27 protein-coding genes and 2 tRNA genes are annotated in these 25,102 nt (G+C 62.3%); 14 read left to right on the top strand and 15 right to left on the bottom strand.

Going from position 1 to position 25,102, the window contains the following annotated elements:
- Entirely contained in the window at positions 1-318 is a 318-nt protein-coding gene (locus tag ABUH87_RS03480) for a DMT family transporter (protein ID WP_367769551.1), read from the bottom strand.
- A 178-nt stretch (positions 319-496) separates the two neighbouring features.
- Here ABUH87_RS03480 and ABUH87_RS03475 point away from each other — a divergent pair, with 178 nt between their 5' ends.
- From ABUH87_RS03475 to nusG, 6 genes are all read left to right on the top strand, one after another.
- Positions 497-1,780, top strand: coding sequence for an MFS transporter (locus ABUH87_RS03475; protein WP_367769548.1), 1,284 nt, complete (start codon positions 497-499; stop codon positions 1,778-1,780).
- Between the two features lie 94 nt (positions 1,781-1,874).
- A complete protein-coding gene (locus ABUH87_RS03470) occupies positions 1,875-2,366 on the top strand; it encodes an asparaginase domain-containing protein (protein WP_367769545.1) in 492 nt (163 codons plus the stop codon).
- A 117-nt stretch (positions 2,367-2,483) separates the two neighbouring features.
- Positions 2,484-2,559, top strand: a tRNA-Trp gene (locus ABUH87_RS03465).
- 27 nt (positions 2,560-2,586) lie between these two features.
- Positions 2,587-4,095 (top strand): hypothetical protein, encoded by a 1,509-nt coding sequence (locus ABUH87_RS03460; RefSeq protein WP_367769542.1) that lies wholly within the window; start codon positions 2,587-2,589, stop codon positions 4,093-4,095.
- A gap of 124 nt (positions 4,096-4,219) precedes the next feature.
- Positions 4,220-4,414, top strand: coding sequence for a preprotein translocase subunit SecE (secE, locus tag ABUH87_RS03455; RefSeq protein ID WP_367769539.1), 195 nt, complete (start codon positions 4,220-4,222; stop codon positions 4,412-4,414).
- Between the two features lie 40 nt (positions 4,415-4,454).
- Positions 4,455-4,991, top strand: coding sequence for a transcription termination/antitermination protein NusG (nusG, locus tag ABUH87_RS03450; protein ID WP_367769536.1), 537 nt, complete (start codon positions 4,455-4,457; stop codon positions 4,989-4,991).
- A 66-nt stretch (positions 4,992-5,057) separates the two neighbouring features.
- Here nusG and ABUH87_RS03445 read toward each other — a convergent pair whose 3' ends face one another.
- Positions 5,058-6,113: an acyltransferase family protein gene (locus tag ABUH87_RS03445; RefSeq protein WP_367769528.1), complete on the bottom strand. Its 1,056-nt coding sequence runs from the start codon at positions 6,111-6,113 to the stop codon at positions 5,058-5,060.
- 314 nt (positions 6,114-6,427) lie between these two features.
- On the opposite strand from ABUH87_RS03445, the gene rplK reads away from it, so the two are divergent.
- Together rplK and rplA are read left to right on the top strand one after the other, a co-directional pair.
- A complete protein-coding gene (gene rplK, locus ABUH87_RS03440; RefSeq protein ID WP_367769525.1) occupies positions 6,428-6,859 on the top strand; it encodes a 50S ribosomal protein L11 in 432 nt (143 codons plus the stop codon).
- Positions 6,860-6,863: 4 nt separating this feature from the next.
- A complete protein-coding gene (rplA, locus tag ABUH87_RS03435; protein WP_367769522.1) occupies positions 6,864-7,565 on the top strand; it encodes a 50S ribosomal protein L1 in 702 nt (233 codons plus the stop codon).
- A gap of 152 nt (positions 7,566-7,717) precedes the next feature.
- Here the strand turns inward: rplA and ABUH87_RS03430 are convergent, their stop codons facing one another.
- Entirely contained in the window at positions 7,718-7,840 is a 123-nt protein-coding gene (locus tag ABUH87_RS03430) for a hypothetical protein (RefSeq protein ID WP_367770364.1), read from the bottom strand.
- 19 nt (positions 7,841-7,859) lie between these two features.
- On the opposite strand from ABUH87_RS03430, the gene ABUH87_RS03425 reads away from it, so the two are divergent.
- Both ABUH87_RS03425 and ABUH87_RS03420 read left to right on the top strand, forming a co-directional pair.
- Positions 7,860-8,405, top strand: a complete 546-nt coding sequence (locus tag ABUH87_RS03425; RefSeq protein WP_419956656.1) for a murein L,D-transpeptidase catalytic domain family protein — start codon at positions 7,860-7,862, stop codon at positions 8,403-8,405.
- Positions 8,406-8,508: 103 nt separating this feature from the next.
- A complete protein-coding gene (locus ABUH87_RS03420) occupies positions 8,509-9,357 on the top strand; it encodes a TauD/TfdA dioxygenase family protein (protein WP_367769519.1) in 849 nt (282 codons plus the stop codon).
- Between the two features lie 140 nt (positions 9,358-9,497).
- Here the strand turns inward: ABUH87_RS03420 and ABUH87_RS03415 are convergent, their stop codons facing one another.
- Both ABUH87_RS03415 and rimO read right to left on the bottom strand, forming a co-directional pair.
- Positions 9,498-10,259, bottom strand: coding sequence for a competence/damage-inducible protein A (locus tag ABUH87_RS03415; RefSeq protein WP_367769516.1), 762 nt, complete (start codon positions 10,257-10,259; stop codon positions 9,498-9,500).
- Between the two features lie 241 nt (positions 10,260-10,500).
- Positions 10,501-11,889, bottom strand: a complete 1,389-nt coding sequence (gene rimO / locus ABUH87_RS03410) for a 30S ribosomal protein S12 methylthiotransferase RimO (RefSeq protein ID WP_367769512.1) — start codon at positions 11,887-11,889, stop codon at positions 10,501-10,503.
- 69 nt (positions 11,890-11,958) lie between these two features.
- On the opposite strand from rimO, the gene ABUH87_RS03405 reads away from it, so the two are divergent.
- Positions 11,959-12,351 carry a DUF1761 domain-containing protein gene (locus tag ABUH87_RS03405; protein WP_367769509.1) on the top strand — a complete coding sequence of 131 codons (393 nt, stop codon included), beginning with the start codon at positions 11,959-11,961 and terminating at the stop codon, positions 12,349-12,351.
- On the opposite strand, the gene ABUH87_RS03400 is transcribed toward ABUH87_RS03405, so the two are convergent.
- The 5 genes from ABUH87_RS03400 to ABUH87_RS03380 form a co-directional block, all read right to left on the bottom strand.
- Positions 12,348-13,391, bottom strand: a complete 1,044-nt coding sequence (locus ABUH87_RS03400; protein WP_367769506.1) for a potassium channel family protein — start codon at positions 13,389-13,391, stop codon at positions 12,348-12,350. The two genes, ABUH87_RS03405 and ABUH87_RS03400, sit on opposite strands and share 4 nt — an antisense overlap.
- Positions 13,388-14,029: a LysM peptidoglycan-binding domain-containing protein gene (locus tag ABUH87_RS03395; RefSeq protein WP_367769503.1), complete on the bottom strand. Its 642-nt coding sequence runs from the start codon at positions 14,027-14,029 to the stop codon at positions 13,388-13,390. The genes ABUH87_RS03400 and ABUH87_RS03395 overlap by 4 nt, the downstream gene beginning before the upstream one ends.
- On the bottom strand, positions 14,026-14,790 hold the full coding sequence (surE, locus tag ABUH87_RS03390) for a 5'/3'-nucleotidase SurE (RefSeq protein ID WP_367769500.1): 765 nt from the start codon (positions 14,788-14,790) through the stop codon (positions 14,026-14,028). The genes ABUH87_RS03395 and surE overlap by 4 nt, the downstream gene beginning before the upstream one ends.
- A 3-nt stretch (positions 14,791-14,793) precedes the next feature.
- Positions 14,794-16,080, bottom strand: a complete 1,287-nt coding sequence (gene serS, locus ABUH87_RS03385) for a serine--tRNA ligase (RefSeq protein ID WP_367769497.1) — start codon at positions 16,078-16,080, stop codon at positions 14,794-14,796.
- Between the two features lie 369 nt (positions 16,081-16,449).
- Positions 16,450-16,524 (bottom strand) — tRNA-Val (locus ABUH87_RS03380).
- A 77-nt stretch (positions 16,525-16,601) separates the two neighbouring features.
- Between ABUH87_RS03380 and ABUH87_RS03375 the strand changes: the two genes are divergently transcribed.
- Complete coding sequence (locus ABUH87_RS03375) at positions 16,602-16,904, top strand: DUF3297 family protein (protein WP_367769494.1); 303 nt, start codon at positions 16,602-16,604, stop codon at positions 16,902-16,904.
- 87 nt (positions 16,905-16,991) lie between these two features.
- Positions 16,992-18,365 carry a ribosome biogenesis GTPase Der gene (gene der, locus ABUH87_RS03370; RefSeq protein ID WP_367769490.1) on the top strand — a complete coding sequence of 458 codons (1,374 nt, stop codon included), beginning with the start codon at positions 16,992-16,994 and terminating at the stop codon, positions 18,363-18,365.
- Here der and ABUH87_RS03365 read toward each other — a convergent pair whose 3' ends face one another.
- Positions 18,366-19,499 carry an AI-2E family transporter gene (locus tag ABUH87_RS03365; protein ID WP_367769487.1) on the bottom strand — a complete coding sequence of 378 codons (1,134 nt, stop codon included), beginning with the start codon at positions 19,497-19,499 and terminating at the stop codon, positions 18,366-18,368.
- 96 nt (positions 19,500-19,595) lie between these two features.
- Between ABUH87_RS03365 and ABUH87_RS03360 the strand changes: the two genes are divergently transcribed.
- Complete coding sequence (locus ABUH87_RS03360) at positions 19,596-21,671, top strand: prolyl oligopeptidase family serine peptidase (RefSeq protein ID WP_419956663.1); 2,076 nt, start codon at positions 19,596-19,598, stop codon at positions 21,669-21,671.
- 45 nt (positions 21,672-21,716) lie between these two features.
- On the opposite strand, the gene bfr is transcribed toward ABUH87_RS03360, so the two are convergent.
- The 4 genes from bfr to ABUH87_RS03340 form a co-directional block, all read right to left on the bottom strand.
- Positions 21,717-22,202 (bottom strand): bacterioferritin, encoded by a 486-nt coding sequence (bfr, locus tag ABUH87_RS03355; protein WP_367769485.1) that lies wholly within the window; start codon positions 22,200-22,202, stop codon positions 21,717-21,719.
- A 75-nt stretch (positions 22,203-22,277) separates the two neighbouring features.
- Positions 22,278-22,499 carry a (2Fe-2S)-binding protein gene (locus tag ABUH87_RS03350; RefSeq protein WP_367769482.1) on the bottom strand — a complete coding sequence of 74 codons (222 nt, stop codon included), beginning with the start codon at positions 22,497-22,499 and terminating at the stop codon, positions 22,278-22,280.
- Positions 22,500-22,556: 57 nt separating this feature from the next.
- Complete coding sequence (locus tag ABUH87_RS03345; protein ID WP_367769478.1) at positions 22,557-23,768, bottom strand: DUF418 domain-containing protein; 1,212 nt, start codon at positions 23,766-23,768, stop codon at positions 22,557-22,559.
- A 22-nt stretch (positions 23,769-23,790) separates the two neighbouring features.
- A complete protein-coding gene (locus tag ABUH87_RS03340) occupies positions 23,791-24,909 on the bottom strand; it encodes an SPOR domain-containing protein (protein WP_367769475.1) in 1,119 nt (372 codons plus the stop codon).
- Positions 24,910-25,102: the final 193 nt, after the last annotated feature.

Raw genomic sequence — 25,102 nt, 5'->3', positions numbered from 1 at the left:
TCAGTGACTGGAGAGCTTCATCAGCACAAGACCGCCGACGATCAGTACGGCTGCGACGATGCGGCCCGAGGTAAGCGCCTCTCCATAGATCGCCACTCCGGCAATGAAGGCGCCAACCGCGCCAATCCCCGTCCATACCATGTAGGCAGTGCCGAGCGGGAGAGTTCGCATCGACCAGGAGAGCAGGGCAAAGCTCACAAGCATGGCGCCTGCGGTGATAAGGCTGGGCCACAGTCGCGTGAATCCGTTCGATTGCTTCATGGCCGTAGCCCAGACGACTTCCAGCAGACCGGCGATAATGAGCGATATCCAAGGCATGGCAGACCTCAACCAGGAACTGCCGGGCCGTCCCGGTCTTGATCTCCCCTTTTCTGGGGCGGGAACGTGGTCGCCGCAGGGGCTAGCTAGGTCGCGCTTGCGGAAAGATCAACGGGGGCTCGGCGTGTTCGCACGAAGCGGCGTTGCGCCGGCCGCGCCTGCTCCGCATAAGCCGTGCATGAATGAAGGGCTCAGGGGGCACAGGCTCCGCAACATCATCGGTGGATCCGCCGGGAATCTGGTGGAGTGGTATGACTGGTATACCTATTCCGCCTTTGCGCTCTATTTCGCACCCATCTTCTTCCCTGAGGGCAGCAGCACGGCGCAGCTGTTGAACGCGGCTGCCATTTTCGCAGTCGGTTTTGTGATGCGGCCAATCGGGGCCTGGGTCATGGGTATCTACGCCGATCGACATGGCCGCAAGGCGGGGCTGACGCTGTCGGTCTCGCTGATGTGCGCTGGATCGCTGATGATCGCCCTGACTCCCGGTTACGCCGCAATCGGGACGCTCGCGCCGGTCCTGCTGGTGATTGCACGAATGCTGCAAGGGCTGAGCGTCGGCGGCGAATACGGCGCCAGTGCCACATACCTGAGCGAGATGGCAGGGCGTCAACGCCGCGGCTTCTTCTCCAGCTTCCAATATGTCACGCTGATCTCAGGACAGCTCCTGGCGCTTTCGGTGCTGCTGGTGTTGCAGACAGTCCTGTCGGAGGAGGCCCTTAGGAGCTGGGCCTGGCGCATTCCCTTTTTGATCGGAGCGGCCCTTGCTGTCGTCGTGTTCTACCTTCGCAGGCAGCTAAAGGAGACGGAGAGCTTCACGAACGCACAGAGCAGTGCGGCGCCCCGCTCAAGTAGCTATTCCCTTTTCCGGCAGCACCCCAAGGAGGCATTCCTGGTTATGGCGCTGACGGCGGGAGGCACGCTCGCCTTCTATGCCTACACAACGTACATGCAGAAGTTCCTGGTCAACACCAGCGGCTTCTCGGTCGAACAGGCCACCCGGATCACCGCCGCGGCGCTGTTCGTTTTCATGCTGATGCAGCCCGCCTTTGGTGCCTTGTCGGATCGGGTGGGGCGCAAGCCGGTCATGATCTCGTTCGGCGTTGCCGGCGTACTTCTCACGTATCCGATCTTCCGGGCGCTGGAAACGGTAGCCAGTCCGTTTACGGCGTTCGGACTTGTTCTTGCGGCGCTCGTGATTGTTAGCGGCTACACCTCCATCAATGCGGTCGTGAAGGCGGAGCTCTTTCCCGCGCATATCCGCGCGCTTGGTGTCGCCCTTCCTTACGCGATCGCAAACACGATCTTTGGCGGAACTGCCGAATACGTGGCGTTATGGCTCAAGATCAACGAGATGGAGCGGGCGTTCTACTGGTACGTCACTGGAATGATTGCCATTTCGCTGATCGTCTACCTGCGCATGCGCGACACGAAGCGGGCGAGCTTGATTCTGGAGGACTGATTCTGCTGATCGCAACGCAGAGTGCGCACAGGCTTTTAGCTCTCTGTTTCCAGCGTTAGATGGCGCATCATTCCAATCCCCTAAGGGCTCGAACATGATCGCTCCTATTCTCGTGCTGACCACCGGCGGTACGATCGACAAACAGTATTTCGACGCATTGAGCGAATACCAGATTGCCGAGCCCATGGTGTCCGCGCTGCTCAAGACGGCGCGGGTGACGCATCCGTTTCGAATCGCGGAACTGATGCGCAAAGACTCGCTTGAGCTGACGGATGACGACCGTACGGCGATTCGAGTGGCCGTCGAACAGGCGCCAGAAGTGTCGATCGTCGTGACTCACGGTACCGATACCATGGTGCAGACAGCCGCGGCTCTCGAGGAAGTCGAAGGGCGCACCATCGTGCTGGTCGGCGCACTTGCGCCTGCTCGGTTTGCGGAGAGTGATGCCGCTTTCAACTTGGGTATGGCCTTCGCGAGCGCTCAGGCGCTGCCTCCGGGCGTCTATATCACTATGAATGGAACGGTTTTTCCGGCCAGGCAGGTGGTCAAGGATCGCAAGCGTAACGCCTTTGTCGCTACGGACTGACGCGGAAAAGCCGCAGCTTCGGCTCGGCCACGGCCCGTGATCTTTCAAGTGTGTGACAAACCGAGTGGTGATTTGCTTGCCAACGGTGATCCCACGCTCTACAGGCACGGCGCCCGCAGGAGTGTAGCTCAGTTGGTAGAGCATCGGTCTCCAAAACCGAGGGCCGTGGGTTCGAGTCCCTCCACTCCTGCCAGCATCCATCAATGCAGATCAGGCGCACATGCACGGTTCGACACGTCCCGACGTCGGCACGATGACTGAGGTTGGGGTGCGCAAGCGCGACGAACTCGATGCTGGCTGGCGCGACCGCGGCCTGTGGCTTGGCATTGCGCTTGCCCTGCTGGCCGCACTTCCGGTGCTCGTCGCCTGGGCGCCGCAGATGACGGACTACCCCTCACATCTCGCCGGCTACAAGGTAATGCTCGATCACGGGCGCGATCCGTTCCTGACGGCGTATTACACCTTCAAGTGGGAGTGGACGGGGAACCTTGGCGTAGAGTTGCTCATGGTGCCGCTGGTGCCTCTGCTCGGCCTCGAGGAGGCAGGGCGCTTCATCACCTGGGCCATTCCACTGCTGACGGGGCTTTCGTTTCTTTCGGTCGCCTGGACCCTCCGGGGTCGGATCGGGTTCGGGCCGATCCTGGCGTTCACGACGATCTGGTCGCCGGCGCTGTTGATGGGATTCCTGAACTACTCGCTCTCGCTTGCTTTGGCGCTCTTCGCTTTCGCAGGTTGGGTGAAGCTTGAGGGATGGCGCTGGCGCTGGCTCGTGTTTGTGCCAGTCGGTTTCGTAGTTTGGCTCTGCCACGTGTCGGGGTGGGGCGTGCTGGGCGTACTGGTATTCGGATACGAGTGGTACCGGCGCAAAGGACTCAGCGCGGTGCTGGCGCCGTGGCCGCTGATCTTTCCGCTGCTGCCGATGCTTGCAGGCATGGGCAGCAACTCGAAGATGTCGTACGGGGGGCACGTTCTCGAATACAAGTGGGCAATCCTCTACAAGGGCTTGCGCAGCCACGTCGAATGGCTGGACATTGTCACGATTGCTCTGTTGGCGGCGGTGCTTACCGTTGCTGCCATAACCCGCCGCATCGATGGACGGCTTGGTTGGGCAGCGCTGCTGCTACTGGTCCTGACGCTGCTCGTGCCCCGTCACATCTTCGGCGGCGACTATGCGGACTATCGCCTCACGACGGCTGCACTGCTGGTCGGGTGCTTGGCCATTGACTGGCCGGCCCCAAGGTGGGGCATGGCGCTCGCTGCCAGCCTGTTCCTCGTTCGCCTGGGGGTCGTAACCGTGAACTGGTACGAGGACGGGCGCACGTCAGAACGCATGCTGCAAGCGCTCGATCATGTGCCGCAGGGGGCGAGCGTCGCCACCGCCGTCGCGATCCCACGCTACCAGTGGGGTTTTGGGCCGTTCGAGCACCTGGGCAGCTATGCTCTGGTCCGCAAAAGTGCGCTGGAGAACTCCAACTTCGCGCTTCCTGACGTGCACATGCTGGGTATGCGTCAGAAGGAATACCGCCGGTTTGCAGACCCCAGCCAGCGCATCGTCTATGCGCCGTGGCAGCGTATCGACTTGCGCCGCTTTCGCGCAGGAAAGAAGGCGGACTATCTCTGGTATATCGGGACGGCGAGGCCGGTTGCGCTGCCGGATGGTGCGCGCATCCTCTTTCGCACACCCAACTCGTTCCTGGCGCGGCTTGCAAACCCGCCCGAGTCTAGCTAGATCGCCTATCTCTTCCGACAAGAGGACCATCGCTGCCCCTCCCGGCTCTAGCCGGGGCGGCGATGAGCCTTAGGCGGAAGACAGACAACACCGCTCGCGCGCAAGCAGGCAAGAGACGAACACAATGGCAAAGACCAGCCCCGGCGAATTCATCCGCCAAGTACGCACCGAAGCGTCCAAGATCTACTGGCCCTCTCGGCAGGAGACGGTGACCACGGCGATCTTCGTGGGCCTGATGACCGTGCTGCTCGCCGTGTTTTTTCTCGGCATCGACACGCTGTTCGGCTCGTTCGTTCAGTGGCTGCTTTCGCTGATCTGATTTTCGTCCGCCTCGCGCTGGAAACGACCAAGAGAGACCCATGGCCCGTTGGTACATCATTCACGCCTATTCCGGTTTCGAAAGCAAGGTGAAGGAGGCGATCCTCTCCGAAGCTGAGCGCATGGGCCTGTCGCACTATGTCGAGGACGTGCAGGTGCCCTCCGAAGTCGTGACCGAGGTGAAGCGCGGCAAGAAGGTGCAGACTGAGCGCAAGACGATGCCGGGCTATGTCCTCGCGAAGCTGACGCTCAGTGACGACGTGTACCACCTCGTCAAGAACACGCCCAAGGTGACGGGCTTCCTCGGCTCGGGCGGCAAGCCGCAGCCGATCAGCGAGACGGAGGCGTCACGTTACTTCGGCGCCGCCGAAGCCGCCGCCGCCGCGCCGCGCAAGACCATCAATATCGACTACGAGATTGGCGACTCGGTCAAGGTTCTCGACGGCCCCTTCGCGACATTCAACGGCGTGGTGGAGGAGCTCGACTTCGACAAGAACCGCGTCAAGGTTTCGGTGTCGATCTTCGGTCGTGCCACGCCGGTTGAGCTCGATTTCGAGCAGGTGGAGCTGTCGAAGTAAGGCTGAGGTACTCAGGCTTCAGATCTGTCCCGCGAATGCTCATCGCTCGCGGGACATGACTGCAGCTCAGGCGTGTCTTACTGCCAGCGTCGGGGCGCGATGCTTCAGGCGGCGGGAGAGCGCTCTTCCAAGATCTATGCCGCGGCGTTCGACGAACTGGTACGTCAGGCTGGCGAGCACGAAAGTGGCGATCACTGAAATCGGGATCGTCCAGGTCGGCCATGTGATGCTGCGGACGGCATCGTAAGTCGGGCCATGGATGAGATAGATCGAGTAGCTGATTGCGCCAAGGTACGCCGTCAGTGGATTAGCTAGCACCGCGCTGTTTCTGACCCGCGGCAGCAGCACCACTGAGAGGAACAGCGCCAAGGAAAACAGCCAAGGATAGAGCGCCTGCGCAAACGGGACGCGGTCGTGGCTGTGAACGCTGAAGGCGATGTAAAAGGAGGGGATGAGCAGTCCTGCGAAGATGGCTATGCTGCGCATGAATTGTCGCAGGCTCAAGCTTCCTTCCGTCAGCAGGAACGCCTTGTATCCGATCACCGCAGCGTAGAGCATGAATATGCGTCCGGCAGGCACACGTAAGCCGGTCGTCATCGTGAATGCGAGGGCAAGCAAAGTTATGCCAGCGATCGTCCATTCCAGCTGCGCAGCAACTCCCGAGCGACCGGTCGATGCGAAGGCGGCGAAGATCCCGTACCAGAGGAACTCTAACGGTAGGGTCCAGGCTGCGCCGATGATCGGCTTCTCGCCCACGTATTCTGACAAAAGCAATGCTGCCGCCACCCAGGTTTCGGAGCTAAAATCCGGGCGTGCTGCAAGGCCGAAGCCGGTGAGCTGATAAAGGCCAAAGGGTACCAAGCATACCAGATAAAGAGGGTAGATGCGGCTTACTCGGCGAATGGCGAAATCGATCGGGTTGAACCCGCGCGAGACCGAGAAGGGGATGATGAAGCCGCTCACGAAGAAGAATAGGGCGACACCTGCAACGCCGGGTTGCAACGTTGTGACCACCCGCATCATGAAGCCGGTTCGGTGCTCGAAGTAGTGTTGTAGCAAGACCATGCCTGCTGCGACGAAACGCAGGCCGTCGATATAGGCAATGCGGTTGGCTGTGGTCACGTTTGTACTCACCGGGACGAGGGTGCAGCGAAGACGTTGATCCCCATGCGCCCCCGCGAGGCGAGCTCTATTACACGAGGGCCGGAAACCAAGTTTCGTTCGCTCCACATTGGACCTATGTTCTAGCAGTCGTCAGGTGTGGCGTTGCAAACGGATTGCTAATCCGGCGTGTCGAAGCTAAGGGGGCCGCTTCCCGGTGCCGCTGGTGCCGTGGATTCGTGCGGGAGGAAAGGGCAGCTTTTCCGTTTGACCGCTTAACATGAGCCGCAACTCTCCAAACGGATGCGCGGCGATAGTGTGAAAGGAGGCCCCTCGTGGCCAAGAAGATTTCCGGTTACATCAAGCTGCAGGTTGCAGCTGGTGCCGCCAACCCCTCGCCGCCGATCGGTCCGGCACTGGGTCAGCGCGGTGTCAACATCATGGAGTTCTGCAAGGCGTTCAACGCTGCCACGCAGGAGCTCGAAAAGGGCATGCCGATCCCGACGATCATCACCGTCTATTCGGATCGCAGCTTCACCTTTGTTACCAAGACGCCGCCGGCCTCGTTCCTGATCAAGAAGGCTGCTGGCCTCAAGTCGGGTTCGAAGACTCCGGGCAAGGCTTCGGCTGGCACGATCAAGCGCTCGCAGCTTGCCGAGATCGCGCAGACCAAGTTCGCCGATCTCAATGCAAATGACATCGACCAGGCAACCAAGATCATCGAGGGTTCCGCACGCTCGATGGGTCTCGAAGTGGTGGAGGGCTGAACCGATGGCTAAGCAGACCAAGAAAGCTAAGGCTCTCGAGATCAAGCTGGGTGACAACCAGAAACTTTATGGCGTTGACGACGCGATCGCTCTGCTGCGCGACCTCAAGAGCGCCAAGTTCGACGAAACTCTGGAAGTCGCGCTGAACCTGGGCGTCGATCCGCGTCACGCAGACCAGATGGTTCGCGGCATGGTTTCGCTGCCTGCTGGCACCGGTAAGACCGTGCGCGTCGCCGTCTTTGCCAAGGGCGACAAGGCGCAGGAAGCGCTGGACGCCGGTGCTGACAAAGTGGGCGCCGAGGACCTGATGGAAGACATGCAGGCCGGTAACCTCGATTACGACCGTGTCATCGCCACTCCGGACATGATGGGCGTTGTGGGGCGTCTCGGTAAGGTTCTGGGTCCCAAGGGCCTGATGCCGAACCCGAAGCTGGGCACCGTGACTCCGAACGTAACTCAGGCAGTCAAGGACGCCAAGGGCGGCCAGATCGAGTTCCGTGTTGAGAAGCAGGGCATCATCCACGCCGGTCTCGGCAAGATGTCGTTCTCGGACACTGATCTCAAGACGAACTTCGACGCCTTCGTCGATGCCATCGTCAAGGCCAAGCCGGCGGGCGCGAAGGGCAAGTACGTGAAGAAGATCACGCTCTCGTCCTCGATGGGGCCTGGCATCAAGATCGACACAACTGAGGTCGCGGGCGCCTAAGCTTCCGTTCGATCGCAGAGATAGAGGCCGGCCGGGGAAACCTGGCCGGCCTTTTCGTTCCCGGCTTCATCCCTTGTGCGGCTCGTTCCGTCTTAATTTCCGTGTTCTGATCCTGCCAAGTGGCGGGAAATGCACTACATTTCCGGTATGCCTCACACACCACTGATGGAACGACGCACGCTGATCATGTCTGGCGTCGCGCTCGCGGTCGCCGGCGTAAGCGCCTCGCACCGAAGCTGGATGACAGCGAACTCCTCTTCTTCTGCCAAACTCATGCCGATGGTTCCCAGACCCGTGCAGGCCCGCCCAGGCTCTGTGCCCGCTGCTCCTAAAGAGCATGCGCCACTGGTAAAGGAAGCGCTCGCAGCGCTCGACCGCCATGATCGCCTCATCCGGCATCGTGATCGCATCGCGGTTGTGGATTTTTCGCAACCTTCGTCCGAGATGCGGATGCAGGTTCTGGACCTCGCGTCCGGTGAAACGACGAATTTCCTCGTGGCGCATGGCTCTGGCTCGGATCCGGGGCACACGGGTTTTCTTCAGCGTTTCTCCAACAAGCCGAATTCCAATGCATCGAGCAAGGGCGCGTTTGTCACGGCGAATTACTACGTAGGTAAGCACGGGCGTTCGCAGCGGCTGCTGGGTCTGGATCCGACGAACAACAATGCGCTGGACCGGGCGATTGTCGTCCATGGCGCCTGGTATGCCAACGCGGATATGCTGCCGGCCCATGGCAAGCTGGGCCGCAGCCAGGGATGCTTTGCCGTCGGTGAGCGGGAATTGGCGCGTGTTTTCGACCTCATGGGCGAGGGGCGATTGATCTACGCGGCCCGCGCGTAACGACGTAGCGTCCGCTGCCCAACAATCGCGTTTACGGTTGAGGCGATCCGGTGTAACGGCGCGCTGTACACCTGTTCAGCACGACATTCGGGAGAGGCAGCCAGTGGCTATCCATTTCGAGAATATCAAGGAATTTATCGGTTCGCGGGTCCTCTGGGACAATCGCGAGGACATCTTCACGCCCGAGGCCGCGGCCGCGATTCGCGCCAAGGTCGAGGAGCGCACGGTGGTGGTCTTTCCGCAGATCGATCTCAGCGACGAGGAGCAACTGCGGATCACCGACCTCATGGGCGGGAAGGTGCGCCTGACTGCGCGCAACAACGTGCAGAGCAACGACCAGGACGTCTACCAGGTTACTCTGGACGAGAAGATCAATCCGCAGCCCGAATACGTGCTGGGCACCTTCTTCTGGCACATGGACGGGATCACCGTGGATATGCCGCCGCCGTTCGCGACACTGCTCTCCTGCCGGATCGCTCCGGACAAGGGTGGCGAGACCGAGTTTGCGAGCACTTACGCTGCTTACGAAGGCCTGCCAGAGGAAGAGAAGCAGGCACTCGAAGGACTGAAGGCCGTGCACTCCGTGAAGGCAAGTCTTTCGCCTATCGCGGACGCCATTCCGGAGAAGCACCGCGAGAGGGTGCTTGGGATCGGTATGGTCAAGGAGCACCCTATCGTCTGGACTCATGAGTCCGGTCGCAAGTCTATGGTGATCGGCACCACCGCTGACCATATCGTCGGCATGGAGATCCCCGCGGGACGCGCGATGCTGATCCGTTTGCAGGAATGGGCCGCGCAGCCCGCTTTCTCCCTGCGCCACAAGTGGAGCAAGGGCGATTTCGTGATTTGGGACAACACTGGCGCCATGCACCGGGCGATCCCCTACGAAAAATCGACCGGCCGCATGATGCACCGCACGTCGATCGCCGGAACAGAAACCGTCGCAGCCTGACTCTTTGGCACCGCCGCTACCCGGGGCGGTGCCGGTCAGCCAGAAGGTGCCTGGGCCAGTTCGGGCTGACGTTTACGTCCGACGTTCCGGAAGACGCGGCGACTGAAGATCTAGAGCGTCTCCGCTCAAAGCAGCACGCTCTAGATACCTCCCGCGACTGCAGGGCGATCCAGCGCCGCAAGGCCCTGGCTCAGGGCGCGAGAGCATGCGGCCAGCTGCTCCGCATCTGTGGAGCGGATCACGAAGTTCGCACCGTTGCGGCCCTCACGCCAGAAGGGGTAGCTGCCGATCTGGACACCCGCGTGCGCCTTTTCCGTCTGGCGCAGCAGGTCGGCCACTTCGCTTTCGGCCACCCAGCAGCCAATTGTCTCGGTGAGGACTGGTGCGCCGCCGACGAGCGTGCCGGTGAGCGCATCCAGCATACCGGCCGTGATCTGAGGAACGCCGGCCATCAGAAAGAGATTGTCGTACCGGATACCAGGAGCGCCTGTGTAACGGTTCGGGATGAGGTCTGCGCCTTCGGGTACGCGGGCCATTCGCAGGCGGGCCTCATTCAGGCCGCCGCGCGTCTGGTAGTACTCTTCCAGTATCGTTCGCGCCTCGGGGTGCACGATCACGGGCACACCGAGTGCGGCGGCCACTGCATCGACCGTGATATCGTCGTGCGTTGGCCCGATGCCCCCTGTCGTGAACAGATAGTCGTTGCGGACACGCAGCGCGTTCACCGCTTCCACGATCGCCTCTTTGACATCGGGGACCACGCGCACTTCCGCGAGACGGATACCTTGAACACCCAGCCAGGCCGCGACCTGAGCGATATTCTTATCATGCGTCCGGCCCGAAAGGATCTCGTCACCGATGACGACAAGTGCGGCGGTATAGATGCGGTTTGAATCGGCCATGTCGCATGGCCTAGGACAATTGTGCGCAACTCGCCACCGGAAGGCGAGTGCTGCACCACCGGGCACCCGTGGTCGGCCAAAAAGAAAGGGCTGGTCCGAGGACCAGCCCTATGAAAGTTTGGGAGAGGATGCCTGAAAGGCCCGTCCCTTATGCTTACGTTTACGTCATGCTGCAAGTGCGAAAGAGAACACTGTTCTTGCAAACTTTGCAATTAAGATCGGCGCGACGGTGCCGTCACAGCTACGGTTGGCCGGCCACTGCGCCGAAAAGATCGTGGGCGTCCGCATCCTCAACAAGCACATCGACAATGCTGCCCACGGTCAGGTCAGCGCTCACCTGGCGCAGGTGAACAGCGCCGTCGATCTCCGGGGCATCGGCTTGCGAGCGCCCGGTAGCGCCTATGTCTCCATCTTCGTCCGGCTCGCCCACTTCATCGATGATAACCGGCAGGACCCGCCCGACTTTGGCCGCGAGCTTTGCGGCGCTGATCGCAGCGGTCTTCTCCATGATTCGGGCGTAGCGTTCTTCTTTGACTTCCTCAGCAACAGCGCCGGGCATCGTATTGGCCGTGGCGCCCTCGACAGGTTCGAAGCGGAAGGCGCCCACGCGGTCCAACTGTGCCTCGTCGAGCCAGTCCAACAGGTACTGGAAATCCGCTTCCGTCTCGCCAGGGAAGCCGACCACGAAGCTGGAGCGTATGGCGATGTCGGGACAGATCGCCCGCCATTTGCGCAGCCGCTCCAGCACCTTTGCTTCGTTCGCGGGGCGCTTCATGGCCCGCAAGACGTTTGGCGCGGCGTGTTGGAACGGTATGTCGAGGTAAGGCGTGAGCAGCCCCTCCGCCATGAGCGGGATCACCGCATCAACGTGCGGGTAGGGGTAGACATAGTGCAAACGGACCCAGGGCCGGGTGCCATCCGACCCGCGCAGACCACCGAGTTCGCGGGCCAGGTCGGTCATGTGCGCGCGCACCGGGTGCCCATGAAAGTCGCGCGATTCGTGCGCGATATCGACGCCGTAAGCCGAAGTGTCCTGGCTGATCACCAGCAGCTCGCGAGTGCCTGAAGCTACGAGCTTCTCCGCCTCGCGCAGGACCGCATCGATTCTCCGGCTGGCAAGCTTTCCGCGCAGCTGCGGGATGATGCAGAAGGCGCAAGCGTGATTGCACCCTTCGGAAATCTTCAGATAGCTATAATGCCGCGGCGTCAGTTTGATGCCGCGATCATCCCCGGCTGCCTGCGGAATCAGATCGAGGTAGGGGCCGAGTTCTGGCGGAGCGGCCTGGTGGACTGCCTCGACCACGGCTTCGTACTGGTGTGCGCCTGTGACGGCGAGCACTTCAGGGAATTTGGCTCGAATGACCTCGGCCTCATTCCCCATGCACCCGGTGACGATAACGCGGCCGTTCTCCGCAATAGCCTCCCCAATGGCCGCGAGGCTCTCTTCCTTGGCGGAGTCGAGAAAGCCGCAGGTGTTGACGAGGACGACGTCCGCGCCGTTATAGTCGGCGCTCATGGAGTAGCCGTCGGCGCGCAGCCGTGTCAGGATCCGCTCCGAGTCGACGAGCGCTTTGGGGCAGCCGAGGCTGACCATGCCGACTTTGCGCGGCGAGGGAAGTTCGATGGTCATGGAACGCGGGCCCCTACACCTCTTCGATGATTCTCGCTACCATTGCAGAACATATAGGGGAGGAATGCGATGGGTCCGGTCAATTGGCTCGCGGTGATCCTGGCTGCCGCGCTGGCAGTCGCAGTGGGATTGGTCTGGAACGGTCCGCTGTTCCGAAGCGGCCGGCCGCTTTTAGGCGGGGCCCAGACTGCTGGAGGCAAATTGTGGCTACCAGCTTTGGTTTTCCTGCTGTCGGCCATCATGCTCGGGCACAACTTCGCTCGCATCGGCGCTGAGACGCTGGCCTTCAAGCCATGGCTCTATTTCATGCAGACCGGCGGAACGGCGTTGTTCTTCGTACTGCCCGCCGTATGGCTCACGCATGCTCGCACCGGCACTGAGCCGACGAAGCGTCTCCTTGACTGCGGCTTCTGGCTTGCGGCCTATCTTGCGATGGGCGTGGTGTTCTGGGCGCTGGGCTAACCGTCGCCTTCGTTAGGGCAGGTTGGGGCAATCTCAACCACCAGGTCGCCGGGTTCAAGGGAGCGCGCTGCGTCTTCCCAAAAGCCGATCGGGCGACCTTGGCGATAGACGCGAAGGCCGCGACCGCCACTCTCAAGAGCGGTTAGAGGTTTGCCGACTTCGCTTGGGGTGACCGTCCGCTCGACCAGTTGGACGCGCCCGCTCACGGAAGCGAGGTCGGCAAGATAGTCCGAAATGTGCTTGCCGCGTGCCGATCCCGCCAGCAGCAGCCCCGTGAAGCGAACCGGGTTGATGACGTTGTCCGCGCCAGCCTGTCGGGCCAGTATCTCGTTGTCGTCGGCACGCACGACAGCGGTGATCGGGACGCTTGGGGCAAGGTGCCGCGCCGTTAGCACAATCAAGATCGAAGTATCGTCGCGCCCGGCTGAAACGAGGACCGAGCGCGCCCTGTCGATCTGCACCGCTGAAAGCGTCTCGTCGCGTGTTGCGTCTCCTTCGAGCACGTTGCAGCCCACAGCCTCCGCCTTTTGTAAGCGGGCGGTGCTCGGGTCCACGACGACGATGCAGGCGGGATCGGTGCCACGCGCCAGAAGCTCGCTCACGGCTTCCGAGCCACTGATTCCATAGCCCAGGACCACGATGTGGTCGGCTAACCGCTCCTGGATCCGTTTCATGCGCCAAGTCTCCCAGCTGCGTCGGATGATGAAGTTGTACGCCGTCCCGACGAAGATGAAGATCACGGCGAAGCGGATCGGGGTGACGATCACTGCTTCCACCAGCCGCGACCGATCAGTCACCGGCGCTATGTCGCCAAAGCCAGTGGTGGTGATGGAGATCATCGTGAAATAAACGACGTCGAGGAAGCTTACCTCACCATCCAGCGAGTCCTGCAGCCCGTCGCGGTCGAACCAATGAATGATGACGACGATAAAGACGAGGGCTAGCGCGCCGCCGAGCCGCAGGCCAAGATCGGCCCAGACCGGCACGGGAATGGCGCGTCGCAGTGGCTTCAATGACCGGGGCGGGCGCTTCCGGCTCACGGCGCTTTCGACAACAGGTCAGCAGGCGGGCTTTCCGTGCGGGCATCGCGGGTGGCCGCAGGAGCTGCCGCAGGATCGAGGACCGTCGGGATCAACAGTTCTTTGCCGGGCAGAAGCGGTGCGGCAGGATCGATCCCGTTGGCGATCGCGATCTGAAGCCAAGGGACGCCATATTCCGCAGCGACGCCCGACCCCGTGTCGCCTTCCCGAACGGCGTAGCGGCGCGTGCGAGGGATAAGCAACTTCTGCCCTGTCCGCACTGCGAAGGGGGGCTTCAGTTGATTGGCCTCGGCGATCAGCACGCGCGGGACTTTCGCCCGATGCGCAATGCCGCCCAATGTCTCGCCTTCGGTAACGACATGCACGCTTTCGCGGTCGGGCGGCAGGTTCCTGTTTACGGTAGAGGCGCTTTGGCCCGCGCCCCGACGCGGGATCCTGAGCTTCTGCCCGCTCCGAACGGTGTACGGTGGCTTGAGCCCATTGGCCGTTGCAATGGCCTTGCTGGACACACCGGCTCTGTTGGCGATGCCGTTCAGTGTCTCGCCTTCTGCGACGAGATGTTCGGTCTCAGTCCGCGGAGAGGCGTGGGCGGAGAGAGGCAGCAGCGCCGCTGCGAGCAGAAGCGCAGCGAGCCTCATCCGGTGTAGCGGCTTGCCAAAGCTGCAAGAGACGCATCGTGGGTGAGGTCCAGGTGCAGTGGTGTCACGGAGATGTAACCTTCCGCAATCGCTTCCAGGTCCGTGTTGTGGCCGGGCGTGTGCTCGATGCCATGGAGGCCGAACCAGTAATAGGGGAAGCCGCGAGGGTCGATGCCTTCGACGAGCGAGCCGCGCGCGTAGTCGTGAAAACCCTGCCTAACCACGCGGATGCCTTGCACCTCTTCTGCCGATACCGCCGGGAAGTTTATATTGACGAGAGTGCGGCTGGCAAACGGTGCTTCCAAGAGGGGGGCTATGACCTTCGGGCCCCACTCTTCCGCAGCGGCGAACGAGACGGCGTTGCCCATACCCTCGCGCGTATAGACCTGGCTGAGCGCGATCGAGCGGATCCCCGCGAGTGCGCCTTCGAGGGCCGCAGACACGGTACCCGAGTAGGTCACATCGTCGCCCAGGTTAGCCCCGCGGTTTACGCCGGAGAGAATGAGGTCGGGCGGTCCCGGAAGCACCTTTCGCAGCCCCATCGTCACCGCGTCCGTGGGTGTGCCTGTTACGGAGAACCGTCGCGGCGCATGCTCACGCAGGCGGACGGGCCGCGTGAGGGTCAGCGAGTGACCGGCTCCGGACTGCTCTTCCGCTGGGGCGCAGATCCAGATGTCGTCCGACAGCTGTCCCGCGATTTTCTCCAGGACGTACAAGCCGGGCGCGTTGATGCCGTCATCATTGGTGAGCAGTATCCGCATGGCTCAGTCCCGGCCTGCGGGTATGAGTCTCTCAAGGCCACTCGTCCAAGGGCGCAGGGCCTCTGGAACCCGAACCGAACCGTCTTCCTCCTGGTAGTTTTCCAGTACCGCGACGAGTGTGCGTCCGACCGCCAGGCCCGACCCGTTGAGGGTGTGAAGAAACTCGGTTCGCTTGGACCCCTCCGGCTTGTAGCGGGTGTTCATCCGACGTGCCTGATAGTCGCCGCAATCCGAGATAGAGCTGATTTCACGGTACGCACCTTGGCCGGGGAGCCAGACCTCCAGGTCGAAGGTCTTGCGAGCCGTGGCTCCCATGTCACCGGTGCAGAGCAAGACCTTGCGATAGGGCAGTTCGAGTGCCTGCAGGATCGACTCGGCAGCGGCTACCATCCGCTCGTGCTCGGCGGGGCTCTCTTCCGGCTTGCAGATCGTAACGAGCTCTACTTTCTCGAACTGGTGTTGCCGAATCAACCCACGGGTATCCCGCCCCGCCGCACCAGCTTCTGAGCGAAAGCAGGGGGTCAGCGCCGTCATCCGCAGCGGCAGGGTATCGTCGCCCAGGATCTGCTCTCGTGCTGCATTGGTCAGCGAAACTTCGGCTGTCGGGATCAGCCAACGACCGTCCGTCGTGCGGAACAGATCCTCGGCGAACTTGGGTAACTGGCCGGTGCCGAATACCGCCTCGTCACGCACCAGCAGCGGGGGCGCGCATTCCATGTAGCCGTTTTCGCCTGATTGGCGGTCCAGCATGAACTGGGCCAGGGCGCGATGCAGGCGCGCCATTTGGCCCTTGAGGAACGTGAAGCGCGCGCCCGAAATCTGCGCGCCGGTTTCGAAGTCCATTCCAAGCGCCGGCCCCAGATCGGCATGCTCGCGCGGAGTGAACGCAAACTCGCGAGGTGTCCCCCAGCGCGCGACTTCGACATTGTCCGACTCGTCCGCGCCCTCGGGCACCTGGGGAAGCGGCAGATTCGGTAAGCGCGCGAGCTCGCACCGAAGTGCCTCGTCCAGGTCGCGCTCTTCGCTTTCGAGCGAAGGAAGGTTTTCCTTGATCAGCGCGACTTCGGCCTTGAGCGCCTCGGCGCTCTCGCGGTCCCCCTTGGCCATTGCCTGCCCGATCGCCTTCGATGCTTCATTCCGCCGGTTCTGCGCTTCCTGCAGGCGGGTGGCGACATCACGGCGTTGTTGGTCGAGAGCCAGTATGTGCGAGGAGGCCGGTTCAGCGCCCCGTCGTGCTAGGGCAGCGTCGAATGCGGCAGGGTCGTCGCGGATAAGCCGAATGTCATGCATGGGCCGGGCTATGCCGCCTCGCCAAGCCCCGCGCAAGACGAGCCTGACTTGCTTCGAGGTATGCCTCACCTCCGTACGGCACCTTAGGTGGCGCTCCGCTCCGGTCCGAACCGAAGGTGACGATCCACGGCAGTCGTTCTAGCTCCGTCATACGCGTAAAGAAGCGCACAGCCTAATCGGGTCGCAATCGGGGGCAGGGGACAGAAGGGGGGCGGTGTTCTCGGCCGCAGAGTGTTGCAGCCATTCAGGCAATGCTCCACGCGGCTGAGAACACCGAGCGCGCTCTCGCAATCCCACAACTTCATTCATTCAGAGAAAACGGCCGCATCGACGGAATCGGCACAATCCAGGGAGCCAATCAGGCTTCCCTGGTGGGCGCGACAGGGATTGAACCTGTGACCCCACCCGTGTGAAGGGTGTGCTCTACCGCTGAGCTACGCGCCCGCTCCAGTGCGGAAGGCGCGCCCTTAGGGCAAGCCGCGCGCGTTGACAAGCCGCCAATCGACTCTAAACCGCGGCCCATGAGCGACGATACCACCCCCGAAACCGGCACTGGCCCGGACGTGCCGCCGGACCGCCTGGCGATCAGCCCCCGTAGCCCCTACTTCGACGCGGACAAGCTGCAACGAGGCATTGGCATTCGCTTCAAAGGCACGGTCCGCAACAATGTTGAGGAATACTCGATCTCCGAAGGGTGGATCCGGGTGCAGGCCGGCAAGACCAAGGATCGCGCCGGTCAGCCGCTGACGATCAAGCTCAATGGTCCCGTGGAAGCCTGGTACGAGGATCTGGGAGAAGGCGCGCCCGTCGCCAGCAAAGGCTGAGCGACGACTCATTTCGTAACGGCTGATTGCGTCGGGCGGTAACGGGACTTGCCATTACCGGCGCAAACCGCCACGTCCCCGATTATCATGTCCCCGCAAGTCATCATTATCGGCCGCCCCAATGTGGGCAAGTCCACGCTTTTCAACCGCCTCGTCGGCAAGAAGCTCGCCCTGGTTGACGACCAGCCAGGCGTCACCCGCGACCGGCGGTTCGGAGACGCTGAACTGCTCGGCCTCAAGTTCACGATCGTGGACACGGCCGGGTGGGAGGACGAGGACGCCGAAACGTTGCCCGGCCGCATGCGTCAGCAGACCGAAGCGGCCTTGCAAACAGCCGATGTGGCTCTTTTCGTCATGGATGCGCGCGCGGGCCTGACGCCGCTGGACGAGGAAATCTCGCGCTGGCTGCGGGGCTCACCGGTGCCCGTGATCCTGGTCGCGAACAAGGCCGAAGGTCGGGCCGGTGAGGGCGGCCTGCTGGAATCCTACTCGCTCGGCCTGGGGGATCCCGTTGCCGTGTCAGCCGAGCACGGCGAGGGAATGGGCGACCTGTTCGAAGCGCTTCTGCCGCACCTTGAGCCTCTTCAGGAAGAGGAGGACGAGGATCAGGAGTTCGACGAGGAAGCGTTGCTTCAGGGGCCGCTGAAGCTGGCCATCGTCGGCCGGCCCAATGCCGGCAAGTCAACGCTCATCAACCGGCTGCTGGGTCAGGATCGTCTTCTGACGGGACCCGAAGCGGGGATCACGCGAGACTCCATCGCCATTGACTGGGAGTGGACCGCTCGCAACGGAGAGGTCCGCCCGGTTCGCCTGATCGATACGGCTGGCATGCGCAAGAGGGCGCAAGTGGTGGAGAAGCTGGAGAAGCTCTCGGTCGCGGATGCGCGGCACGCCATAGATTTCGCCGAAGTCGTTGTGCTCCTGCTCGATGCCACACGGGGGCTGGAGCATCAGGATCTCAAGATCGCGTCGATGGTGCTGGAAGAGGGCCGTGCCCTGATGATCGCCATTAACAAATGGGACGTTGCCGAGGATGCCTCCTCGCTGTTCCAGGGTATCCGTGCGGCACTGGATGATGGGCTTGCGCAAGTGCGCGGGGTGCCTCTGCTCGCGGTCTCGGCCCGCACTGGCAAGGGTCTGGATGACATGATCCGCGCCGCGTTCGATCTGCGCGAGGCATGGAGTCGCCGCGTCCCGACAGCGGCTCTCAATCGCTGGTTCGATGATGCTCTGACGGCCAACCCGCCACCGGCCCCCGGTGGCAGAAGGATCAAGCTGCGTTACATCACGCAGGCCAAGACCCGGCCGCCGGGCTTTGTCCTCTTCGGAACTCGCTTGGACATGCTGCCAGAGAGCTACAAGCGGTACCTCATCAATGGCATCCGCCGTGAACTCGGTTTCGATGCGGTGCCGATCAGGCTGAATCTGCGCAGTCCGAAGAATCCCTTCAAGCGTGACTGACTAGGGGCGGCTGGAAGGGCTCGGGAGAGCAGGGCTTTCCTGCTTTCCGGCCGCTGGCAGGAGATCCAGCTCCGGGTCCTTGCGCTCGATCGCCATGCTCCAGACGGCAATAAACAGCGCGGCAATCACCGGCCCGACGATGAAACCGCTCAGGCCGAACAACTGCAGTCCGGCGAGCGTGGCGATCAGCACCACAAAGTCCGGCATGCGTGTGTCACGACCGACCAGGATTGGGCGCAGGAGATTGTCGACGAGGCCGATGATGAAGAAGCCGCAGAAGATCATGACGGCGCCTTTGACCCACGCGCCTGTCGCAAGCAGGTAGATTGCCACGGGCACCCAGACGATGCCCGTCCCTATCGCCGGCAGCAGCGAAAAGAATCCCATCAGCGTGCCCCATAGAAGCACGCCTTCAATGCCGAGTGCCCAGAAGATGAAGCCGCCGAGGACCCCTTGCACCACGGCAACGACGACCGTGCCTTTCATCGTGGCCCGCACTACAATCACGAAGTGGTCGATAAGCCTGTCACGCAGATCGGGCCGGAGCGGCAGGGCCGAGCGGATGATCGCTCCATAGCGGCGACCATCACGCAACAGGAAGAAGGTCAGGTACAGCATGACGCCCAGTGCGGCGAGAAAGCTGAGCGCGCCTTGCCCCACGACCAGCGCGCGTGAAGCAATGCTCTGCAGACCGTCCGCAATCCCGGTGCCGAACATCCGCCGGAGGGAGTCAAAGTCGCTCAGGTCCTGAGCGTCAATGTATTGGCGCACGCGACTGGGGAGCGCATCCCGGACGCCGTTCAGCATGCCGACGACGTCAATCTCTCCGAGGCGGATCCGCTCATAGAGAGCCGTCGCCTCCTGCACGAGACTGGTCCCGAGAAGGAGTGCAGGAACAAGGATCAATCCAACGATCAGCAGAAGCACCAAGGCCGCTGCGAAGTTCGTGTGGCCATTCAGGTGCGTGGCCAGACGTTGCGTCGCGGGCTCGAACAGGATCGCTGCCACCAGACCCCACAGGATCGCACCGAAGTAAGGGGCAATGAGCCAGCAGAAGAGCAGCGTGACGATCGCCACGACAGCCAGGAAGCCGCGATCATCAAATCTGGAGTCGTGGGGTTCGGTTTCGACCATGGTCGGATAAGTAGCAGGTTTGAAGCAGGTTCCAGCAGTTTGTTCGCGGGGACCCGCAATCGCGCCGCTGGATTTCACCGGTTTGTCGTTGCAATGATGCAGCTTAGCTCAACCTCCGGAGACGATATCTTGCGCCGAGCCCTTCCGCTTCTCTTGGCCGCCAGCGCCGCTGTGAGCCTTGTATGTCCTGCCAGTATTGCTTCGGCAGCAGAGGGACCCACCCGCACGTTCACAGGCGAGGATCTGTTCAGGCTGGCGGGAGCGACCGACCCGCAGATCAGCCCTGATGGCACACGGGTCGCTTACGTGCGGATGTCGGGCGACATCATGACGGACAAGGAAGTCCCATCGATCTGGCTGATCGATATCGCGTCCGGGCGTCAGACCCCGCTGGTTACCGGAAACGGCGCGCACCGCTCCCCGCGCTGGTCGCCAGACGGCAAGCGTATCGCCTATGTCTCCTCCGATGGAGAAGGTGCCCCGCAGATCCACGTGCTGTGGCTCGACACCGGCCGGAGCGTTGAGGTCACGCGTATGCCGGAGAGCCCCGGAAGCATCTCCTGGTCGCCCGACGGCAAGTCCATTGCCTATACGATGCGCGTCGCGGGCGAGGGTATGAAGCTTGGCAAGGCTCCGGAGAAGCCGGAGGGAGCCAAGTGGGCCGAAGGTCTGCAGGTGATCGATCGGGTAAACTATCGATCAGATGGTGGCGGGTATGCACAGCCCGGCTTCGACCATGTGTTCGTGGCCTCGGCAGACGGTGGGGCGCCGCGGCAGGTCACGTTCGGCAACTGGGATGATGGTGGTCCCTTGTCGTGGAGCCCGGACGGGAAGCGCATTGTGTTCTCCGCGAACCGGCGGCCCGACTGGGAGCGGGAACTGAACAACACGGAAGTCTACAGCGTCGATTTGGCCAGCGGAGCGATAACGGCGCTGACCACGCGCGAGGGGCCCGACCAGGGCGGGGTGTTCTCGCCCGATGGCAAGCGTATTGCCTATCTCGGGTTCGACGACGTGAATCGGAGCTACGAGAACACTGAGCTTTACGTAATGAATGCGGACGGCAGCGGTGCGCGCTCGCTGACCGCCGGGCTTGATCAGTCGATCGAAACCGTCGTGTGGGGCGGCAACTCGCAACTTTACGTCACCTACGACGATCACGGGAAGAAGCGGGTGGCACGCATCGGGCTCGACGGGTCGGTGCGAATGGTGGCCGATGGATTGACCGCAGGTACGCACTACGACCGCCCTTACACAGGAGGCGACTTCAGCGTCTCCAAGAGTGGGAAGGTCGCCTATACGGCAGGGACCACCACAGCGCCTGCTGACGTGTGGGTGGACGGCCGCAGACTGACCGATCTCAATGGGAACTGGCTCCAGGCAAAGACACTGGCATCGGTTCGCAAGCTTGCGGTGACAGCACCTGACGGCCGTCCCGTGGATGCCTGGCTCGCCGTGCCTCCCGGCTGGCAAGCTGGCCAGCGCGTGCCGCTGATCCTGGAGATACACGGGGGCCCCAATACAGCCTATGGCCCCTCGTTCGCCACCGACGTGCAACTCTACGCAGCTCGCGGTTATGCGGTGCTGTACACAAACCCCCGCGGCAGCACGTCTTATGGGGAGGAGTTCGCCAATCTGATCGACCGTGCCTATCCGGGAACGGACTATGACGATCTTATCGCCTCGGTCGATGCTGCCATCGCCGAGGGCGTGGCCGATCCGGATAATTTGTTTGTCACCGGCGGATCGGGCGGAGGCGTGCTTACCGCCTGGATCGTCGGCAAGACTGACCGCTTCAAGGCGGCGGCAACGCAGAAGCCCGTGATCAACTGGATTAGCGAAGCGTTGACCATGGACGCGACGACATTCACGTCGCGCTACTGGTTCGACAAGAAGCCCTGGGAAGACCCGATGTCCTACTGGAGCCGTTCACCCTTGAGCCTGGTGGGCAACGTCAAGACGCCGACCTTGGTCGTTGTCGGCAGCGAGGACTACCGCACACCCGTTAGTGAGGCAGAGCAGTATTACGCAGCGCTGCAGATCCGCGGTGTGCCTACGGCGATGGTGAAGGTGCCTGGTGCAAGCCATGGTGGACTGACCGCCCGCCCATCGCAGTCAGCGGCAAAGGCTTCCGCGATCCTCGACTGGTTCGATCGCTATCGTTCGAAGTGAGTGCCGGCTGGGGGCGGCTTCGGCCGTCCCCAGCTCAGTCTTCGCTCAGCTGTTTTCGCCGGCGGGCTTGCTGTTGAGCTGCACGTAGTTCTCGATGCCCATCAGCTTGATGAGGTCGAACTGCTTCTCCAGGAAGTCGACGTGTTCTTCCTCATTTTCGAGGATGCGCTCAAAGATCTCGCGGCTGATGTAGTCGCGCACCGCTTCGCAGTGTGCGATCGCTTCCTTGAGCAGCGGGATAGCGTCGTGCTCAAGCGCGAGGTCGCACTCGAGAACTTCCTTCACCCCTTCGCCAATGCGCAGTTTGCCCAGCGCCTGGAAATTCGGCAGGCCGTCCAAGAAGAGAATGCGCTCCGACAGGATGTCGGCGTGCTTCATCTCATCGATCGATTCGTGTCGTTCATACTCGGCAAGCTTATGGACGCCCCAGTGGTCCAGCATGCGATAGTGCAGCCAGTACTGGTTGATCGCCGTTAGCTCGTTGAGCAGCGCCTTGTTGAGAAAGTCGATGACCTGCCGGTCGCCCTGCATGGCGTAGCCTCCTTTGCAGCCAAAGGTGCCCTATGGCCTACGAGGGGGAAGGCCGCAACGCGCAGAATTGTTCCGTCAGGTGTGAAGTGGCCGGTACGAATCCTTTGAAGGACGGGGCACTGGCAGCCGGTCAGAGACACGCTCTTCCGCGATGATCTCCTCAGCTTCGTCGATGCACTGCCCGCATTGGGGAGGGCGACCGATCTGAATGTAGAGCGCCTCGGCATCACCGGACGAGGCCCGCGCCGCTTGGCGCAGTTCGCATTCTCTGATGGCGTTGCAGATGCAGACGTACATGCGATTTCCTCTCGAATCGCAATATAATAGCCTGCGAATGGATCGCAATAGCAAGTTTCAACGACGATTAGCGAGCAGCGCTCCCTGGGTAAGGGACCGCCATAGCCATTCCAGCGGTCCTTGCTTCCAGAAGGTCAGCCAGCGCGCGCTCCAGATCAGGATCATAGCCCACCCAAGCAGGACGAATGCCCACTGCTCCAGTGGCCCGATGCGACCGAACAAGCCGAGGCCCCAGCCGTAGAAGATGCCAGTCATCAGGAGACTCGAGCCGAGATAGTTCGAAAACGCCATCCTTCCTGCGCAGGCGAGACGCCGCCCGAAGGAAGTGCTGGTGAGGTGGGGTGTGAGTAGCACGAGGAGCGCGGCATAGCCGAATGCCGTCAAAGCGTTGGGCAACGCAAGGCCATAGCGCAGCGCCGCATCCATCGCTGCGACCGGGAAATGCCGTGGCCAAAGCCATGCAAGCGCCATCAGGCTTGCGGTGAGGCCAACGAATAGCGGCGCGAGACCGGCCGCAAGTAATCGCCGCGACGGCCATGCGCCCGAAAAGAAGCCAGTGCGCTGAAGGAGCAGCCCCAAGATCATCAGGGGGAGGTACTCTCCGAACCCGTCGCGGACACCCTGCAGAAGCCAGAAAGGATGGTCTCGAAGCTTGGTCGCAAGGATGTGCAGAAAACCGCCGGTGTACTGTTGCCACTCTCGTGCAGCCGCAACGTCGATCCGATCACGATAACGGGCGTAAACCGCAGCTTCCTGTGGGCCCGACTGCCCGAGCCTCACGGCTTCTTCCACGGCTGCCAGGGGGAGTGAGAGCAGAAGCCCCTGCAGATGCAGGACAAGGAACAGGGTCAGCGCGCTCGCCGCGAGAAGGCGGGAAGGCAGTCGGTGAAACAGCAGCAGGACCAGCCCGCAGACAGCATAGGCGAAGAGGATGTCGCCCCACCACAAGAGTACATAATGCAGCACGCCGAAGAGCATCAGCCAAGCCAAGCGGATGGCCTGTTGGCGCTCCCCGTCACGTCCGCAGGATTCCGCCCGATCAAGGTACAAGGCCATGCTCGCTCCGAAGAGGATAGCGAACAGCGCCCGCATCTTGCCTTGAAAGACGACAAATCCGAATGCGAAGGCGGCTTCGCCGGCGGCATCAGTCGGCGTGGGAAGATTGGGGGTCAGCGCACCAATCGACGGACCGGCGAAACCGGCGACGTTGATGGCCAGAATACCGAGAACCGCGACGCCGCGGATGAGATCGAGCGAGGCGACGCGCATGGGCTGCCTCGCTGTAGCAGGCTCAGTCCCGAGTGGCGAGGCAGGCGAATCCGGCGCGCTTCAACTTCCCGCAAGCGGCAGTGGCAGCCGATTCGCTGGCGAAGCCGACGGCCTGCAGCTTCGTCAGCTTTCCCGAGGTGACGAGTTTCTTCGGATGCCCAGCCAGTTCTGGCCGCCCTTTGGCACGCTCCCAAAGTGCGTCGGCATTGCTTCGGACGCCAAATGCGCCAAGCTGAACGCGCCAAGGTCCGGCTCGCTCAACGGCAGGTTTCGCCGGCTGGTGCTGCTCTGTCCTAGACCTCTGAGCAGGTGTTTGCGCACTCGTCTCGGCGGGGTTCGTTCGATGAGATGGGGGCACAGCAGCTTCGTCGGTCGGAGCAATAGCGGCAATTCTTGGGCTGGTGCGGTTCGCTGCGCCGGCAGCGCGCTCCGCATCTGTTGCGGCGCGCTCCACGGCAGCAACCGAAGGCGTGCGAGCCTGCGTGGGCGGAGGATTCGCGGCAACACCGGCAGAGGGGCTGCCCAAGTCGAAGGCGGCAAGCTGGCGTGCCCGGTTGGCCTCTGTCTCTGCCGCGATCTGGCCGGCAAGGGAGACGGCCTTTTGCCGCTCTGCCATCGGGATGTGCTGATCCATCTGCGACAGGGCAGTTGTGGCCTGAGGCAGTCCGGCCTGCTGAGCAAGACTCACGTAGGCATAGGCGCGTACCCAGTCCTTCTCCACTCCGTCGCCGTTGAACAACGCGAGGCCGTGGATGTACTGCGCACGAGCGTCCCCCCTCCCTGCCGCGGAGCGAATGTAAGGCATGGCCTTTTCCCGTTCACCGCGCTGAAAAAGCAGGAGGCCATACGAGTCGCTTGCTTGAAGATGGCCGCGCGCAGCGGCGGCGGCGTACAAGGCCTCTGCTTTCGCCAGGTCGCGTGGGACGCCGCGCCCCAGTTTGTGCGCCTGTGCCAGGTTGAACTGTGCGTCCGGATCGCCTGCTGCGGCGGGGCCTTGCCATTCGCGAACGGCCGCTTCGAAGTCTCCGGCGGCCCAGGCATCGACTCCCTGTTTAACGTCCGCGACAGCCGCTCCGGGAGTGCCTGCCAGTACTGCGGCGGCCATGATGGACGCCATCATGCCTCGAACTGAATAGAACACTGCCCCGATCCTTTCGTGCACTTAGAAACGCCGTTCGCGCCCGCGCAGACCGCCTCTGCGGCCACTGGCAACAGGTGACATAGTGAACAACCGTTTAGCAAAGTCTTTATGCGGGAAAGTACCCGGCCTGGAGCGAACGTTACGAGCAGGCTTAACTGTAAGTTAGGAACGTTCTGCGATTGCCACGACGAGG

Origin of the sequence: Novosphingobium rhizovicinum (assembly GCF_040813635.1) — a bacterium.
In the GTDB taxonomy this organism is placed as follows: Bacteria; Pseudomonadota; Alphaproteobacteria; order Sphingomonadales; family Sphingomonadaceae; genus Novosphingobium; species Novosphingobium rhizovicinum.
This window is presented reverse-complemented; position numbering and strand designations above follow the sequence as displayed.

Bases quoted from the DNA above. Each gene is read 5' to 3' on its own strand.
- ABUH87_RS03480 (WP_367769551.1), bottom strand. From the start codon at position 318: ATGCCTTGGATATCGCTCATTATCGCCGGTCTGCTGGAAGTCGTCTGG.
- ABUH87_RS03475 (WP_367769548.1), top strand. From the start codon at position 497: ATGAATGAAGGGCTCAGGGGGCACAGGCTCCGCAACATCATCGGTGGA.
- ABUH87_RS03470 (WP_367769545.1), top strand. From the start codon at position 1,875: ATGATCGCTCCTATTCTCGTGCTGACCACCGGCGGTACGATCGACAAA.
- ABUH87_RS03460 (WP_367769542.1), top strand. From the start codon at position 2,587: ATGCACGGTTCGACACGTCCCGACGTCGGCACGATGACTGAGGTTGGG.
- secE (WP_367769539.1), top strand. From the start codon at position 4,220: ATGGCAAAGACCAGCCCCGGCGAATTCATCCGCCAAGTACGCACCGAA.
- nusG (WP_367769536.1), top strand. From the start codon at position 4,455: ATGGCCCGTTGGTACATCATTCACGCCTATTCCGGTTTCGAAAGCAAG.
- rplA (WP_367769522.1), top strand. From the start codon at position 6,864: ATGGCTAAGCAGACCAAGAAAGCTAAGGCTCTCGAGATCAAGCTGGGT.
- ABUH87_RS03430 (WP_367770364.1), bottom strand. From the start codon at position 7,840: ATGAGTTTGGCAGAAGAAGAGGAGTTCGCTGTCATCCAGCTTCGGTGC.
- ABUH87_RS03415 (WP_367769516.1), bottom strand. From the start codon at position 10,259: ATGGCCGATTCAAACCGCATCTATACCGCCGCACTTGTCGTCATCGGT.
- rimO (WP_367769512.1), bottom strand. From the start codon at position 11,889: ATGACCATCGAACTTCCCTCGCCGCGCAAAGTCGGCATGGTCAGCCTC.
- ABUH87_RS03405 (WP_367769509.1), top strand. From the start codon at position 11,959: ATGGGTCCGGTCAATTGGCTCGCGGTGATCCTGGCTGCCGCGCTGGCA.
- ABUH87_RS03395 (WP_367769503.1), bottom strand. From the start codon at position 14,029: ATGAGGCTCGCTGCGCTTCTGCTCGCAGCGGCGCTGCTGCCTCTCTCC.
- surE (WP_367769500.1), bottom strand. From the start codon at position 14,790: ATGCGGATACTGCTCACCAATGATGACGGCATCAACGCGCCCGGCTTG.
- serS (WP_367769497.1), bottom strand. From the start codon at position 16,080: ATGCATGACATTCGGCTTATCCGCGACGACCCTGCCGCATTCGACGCT.
- ABUH87_RS03375 (WP_367769494.1), top strand. From the start codon at position 16,602: ATGAGCGACGATACCACCCCCGAAACCGGCACTGGCCCGGACGTGCCG.
- der (WP_367769490.1), top strand. From the start codon at position 16,992: ATGTCCCCGCAAGTCATCATTATCGGCCGCCCCAATGTGGGCAAGTCC.
- ABUH87_RS03365 (WP_367769487.1), bottom strand. From the start codon at position 19,499: ATGGTCGAAACCGAACCCCACGACTCCAGATTTGATGATCGCGGCTTC.
- ABUH87_RS03360 (WP_419956663.1), top strand. From the start codon at position 19,596: ATGCAGCTTAGCTCAACCTCCGGAGACGATATCTTGCGCCGAGCCCTT.
- bfr (WP_367769485.1), bottom strand. From the start codon at position 22,202: ATGCAGGGCGACCGGCAGGTCATCGACTTTCTCAACAAGGCGCTGCTC.
- ABUH87_RS03350 (WP_367769482.1), bottom strand. From the start codon at position 22,499: ATGTACGTCTGCATCTGCAACGCCATCAGAGAATGCGAACTGCGCCAA.
- ABUH87_RS03345 (WP_367769478.1), bottom strand. From the start codon at position 23,768: ATGCGCGTCGCCTCGCTCGATCTCATCCGCGGCGTCGCGGTTCTCGGT.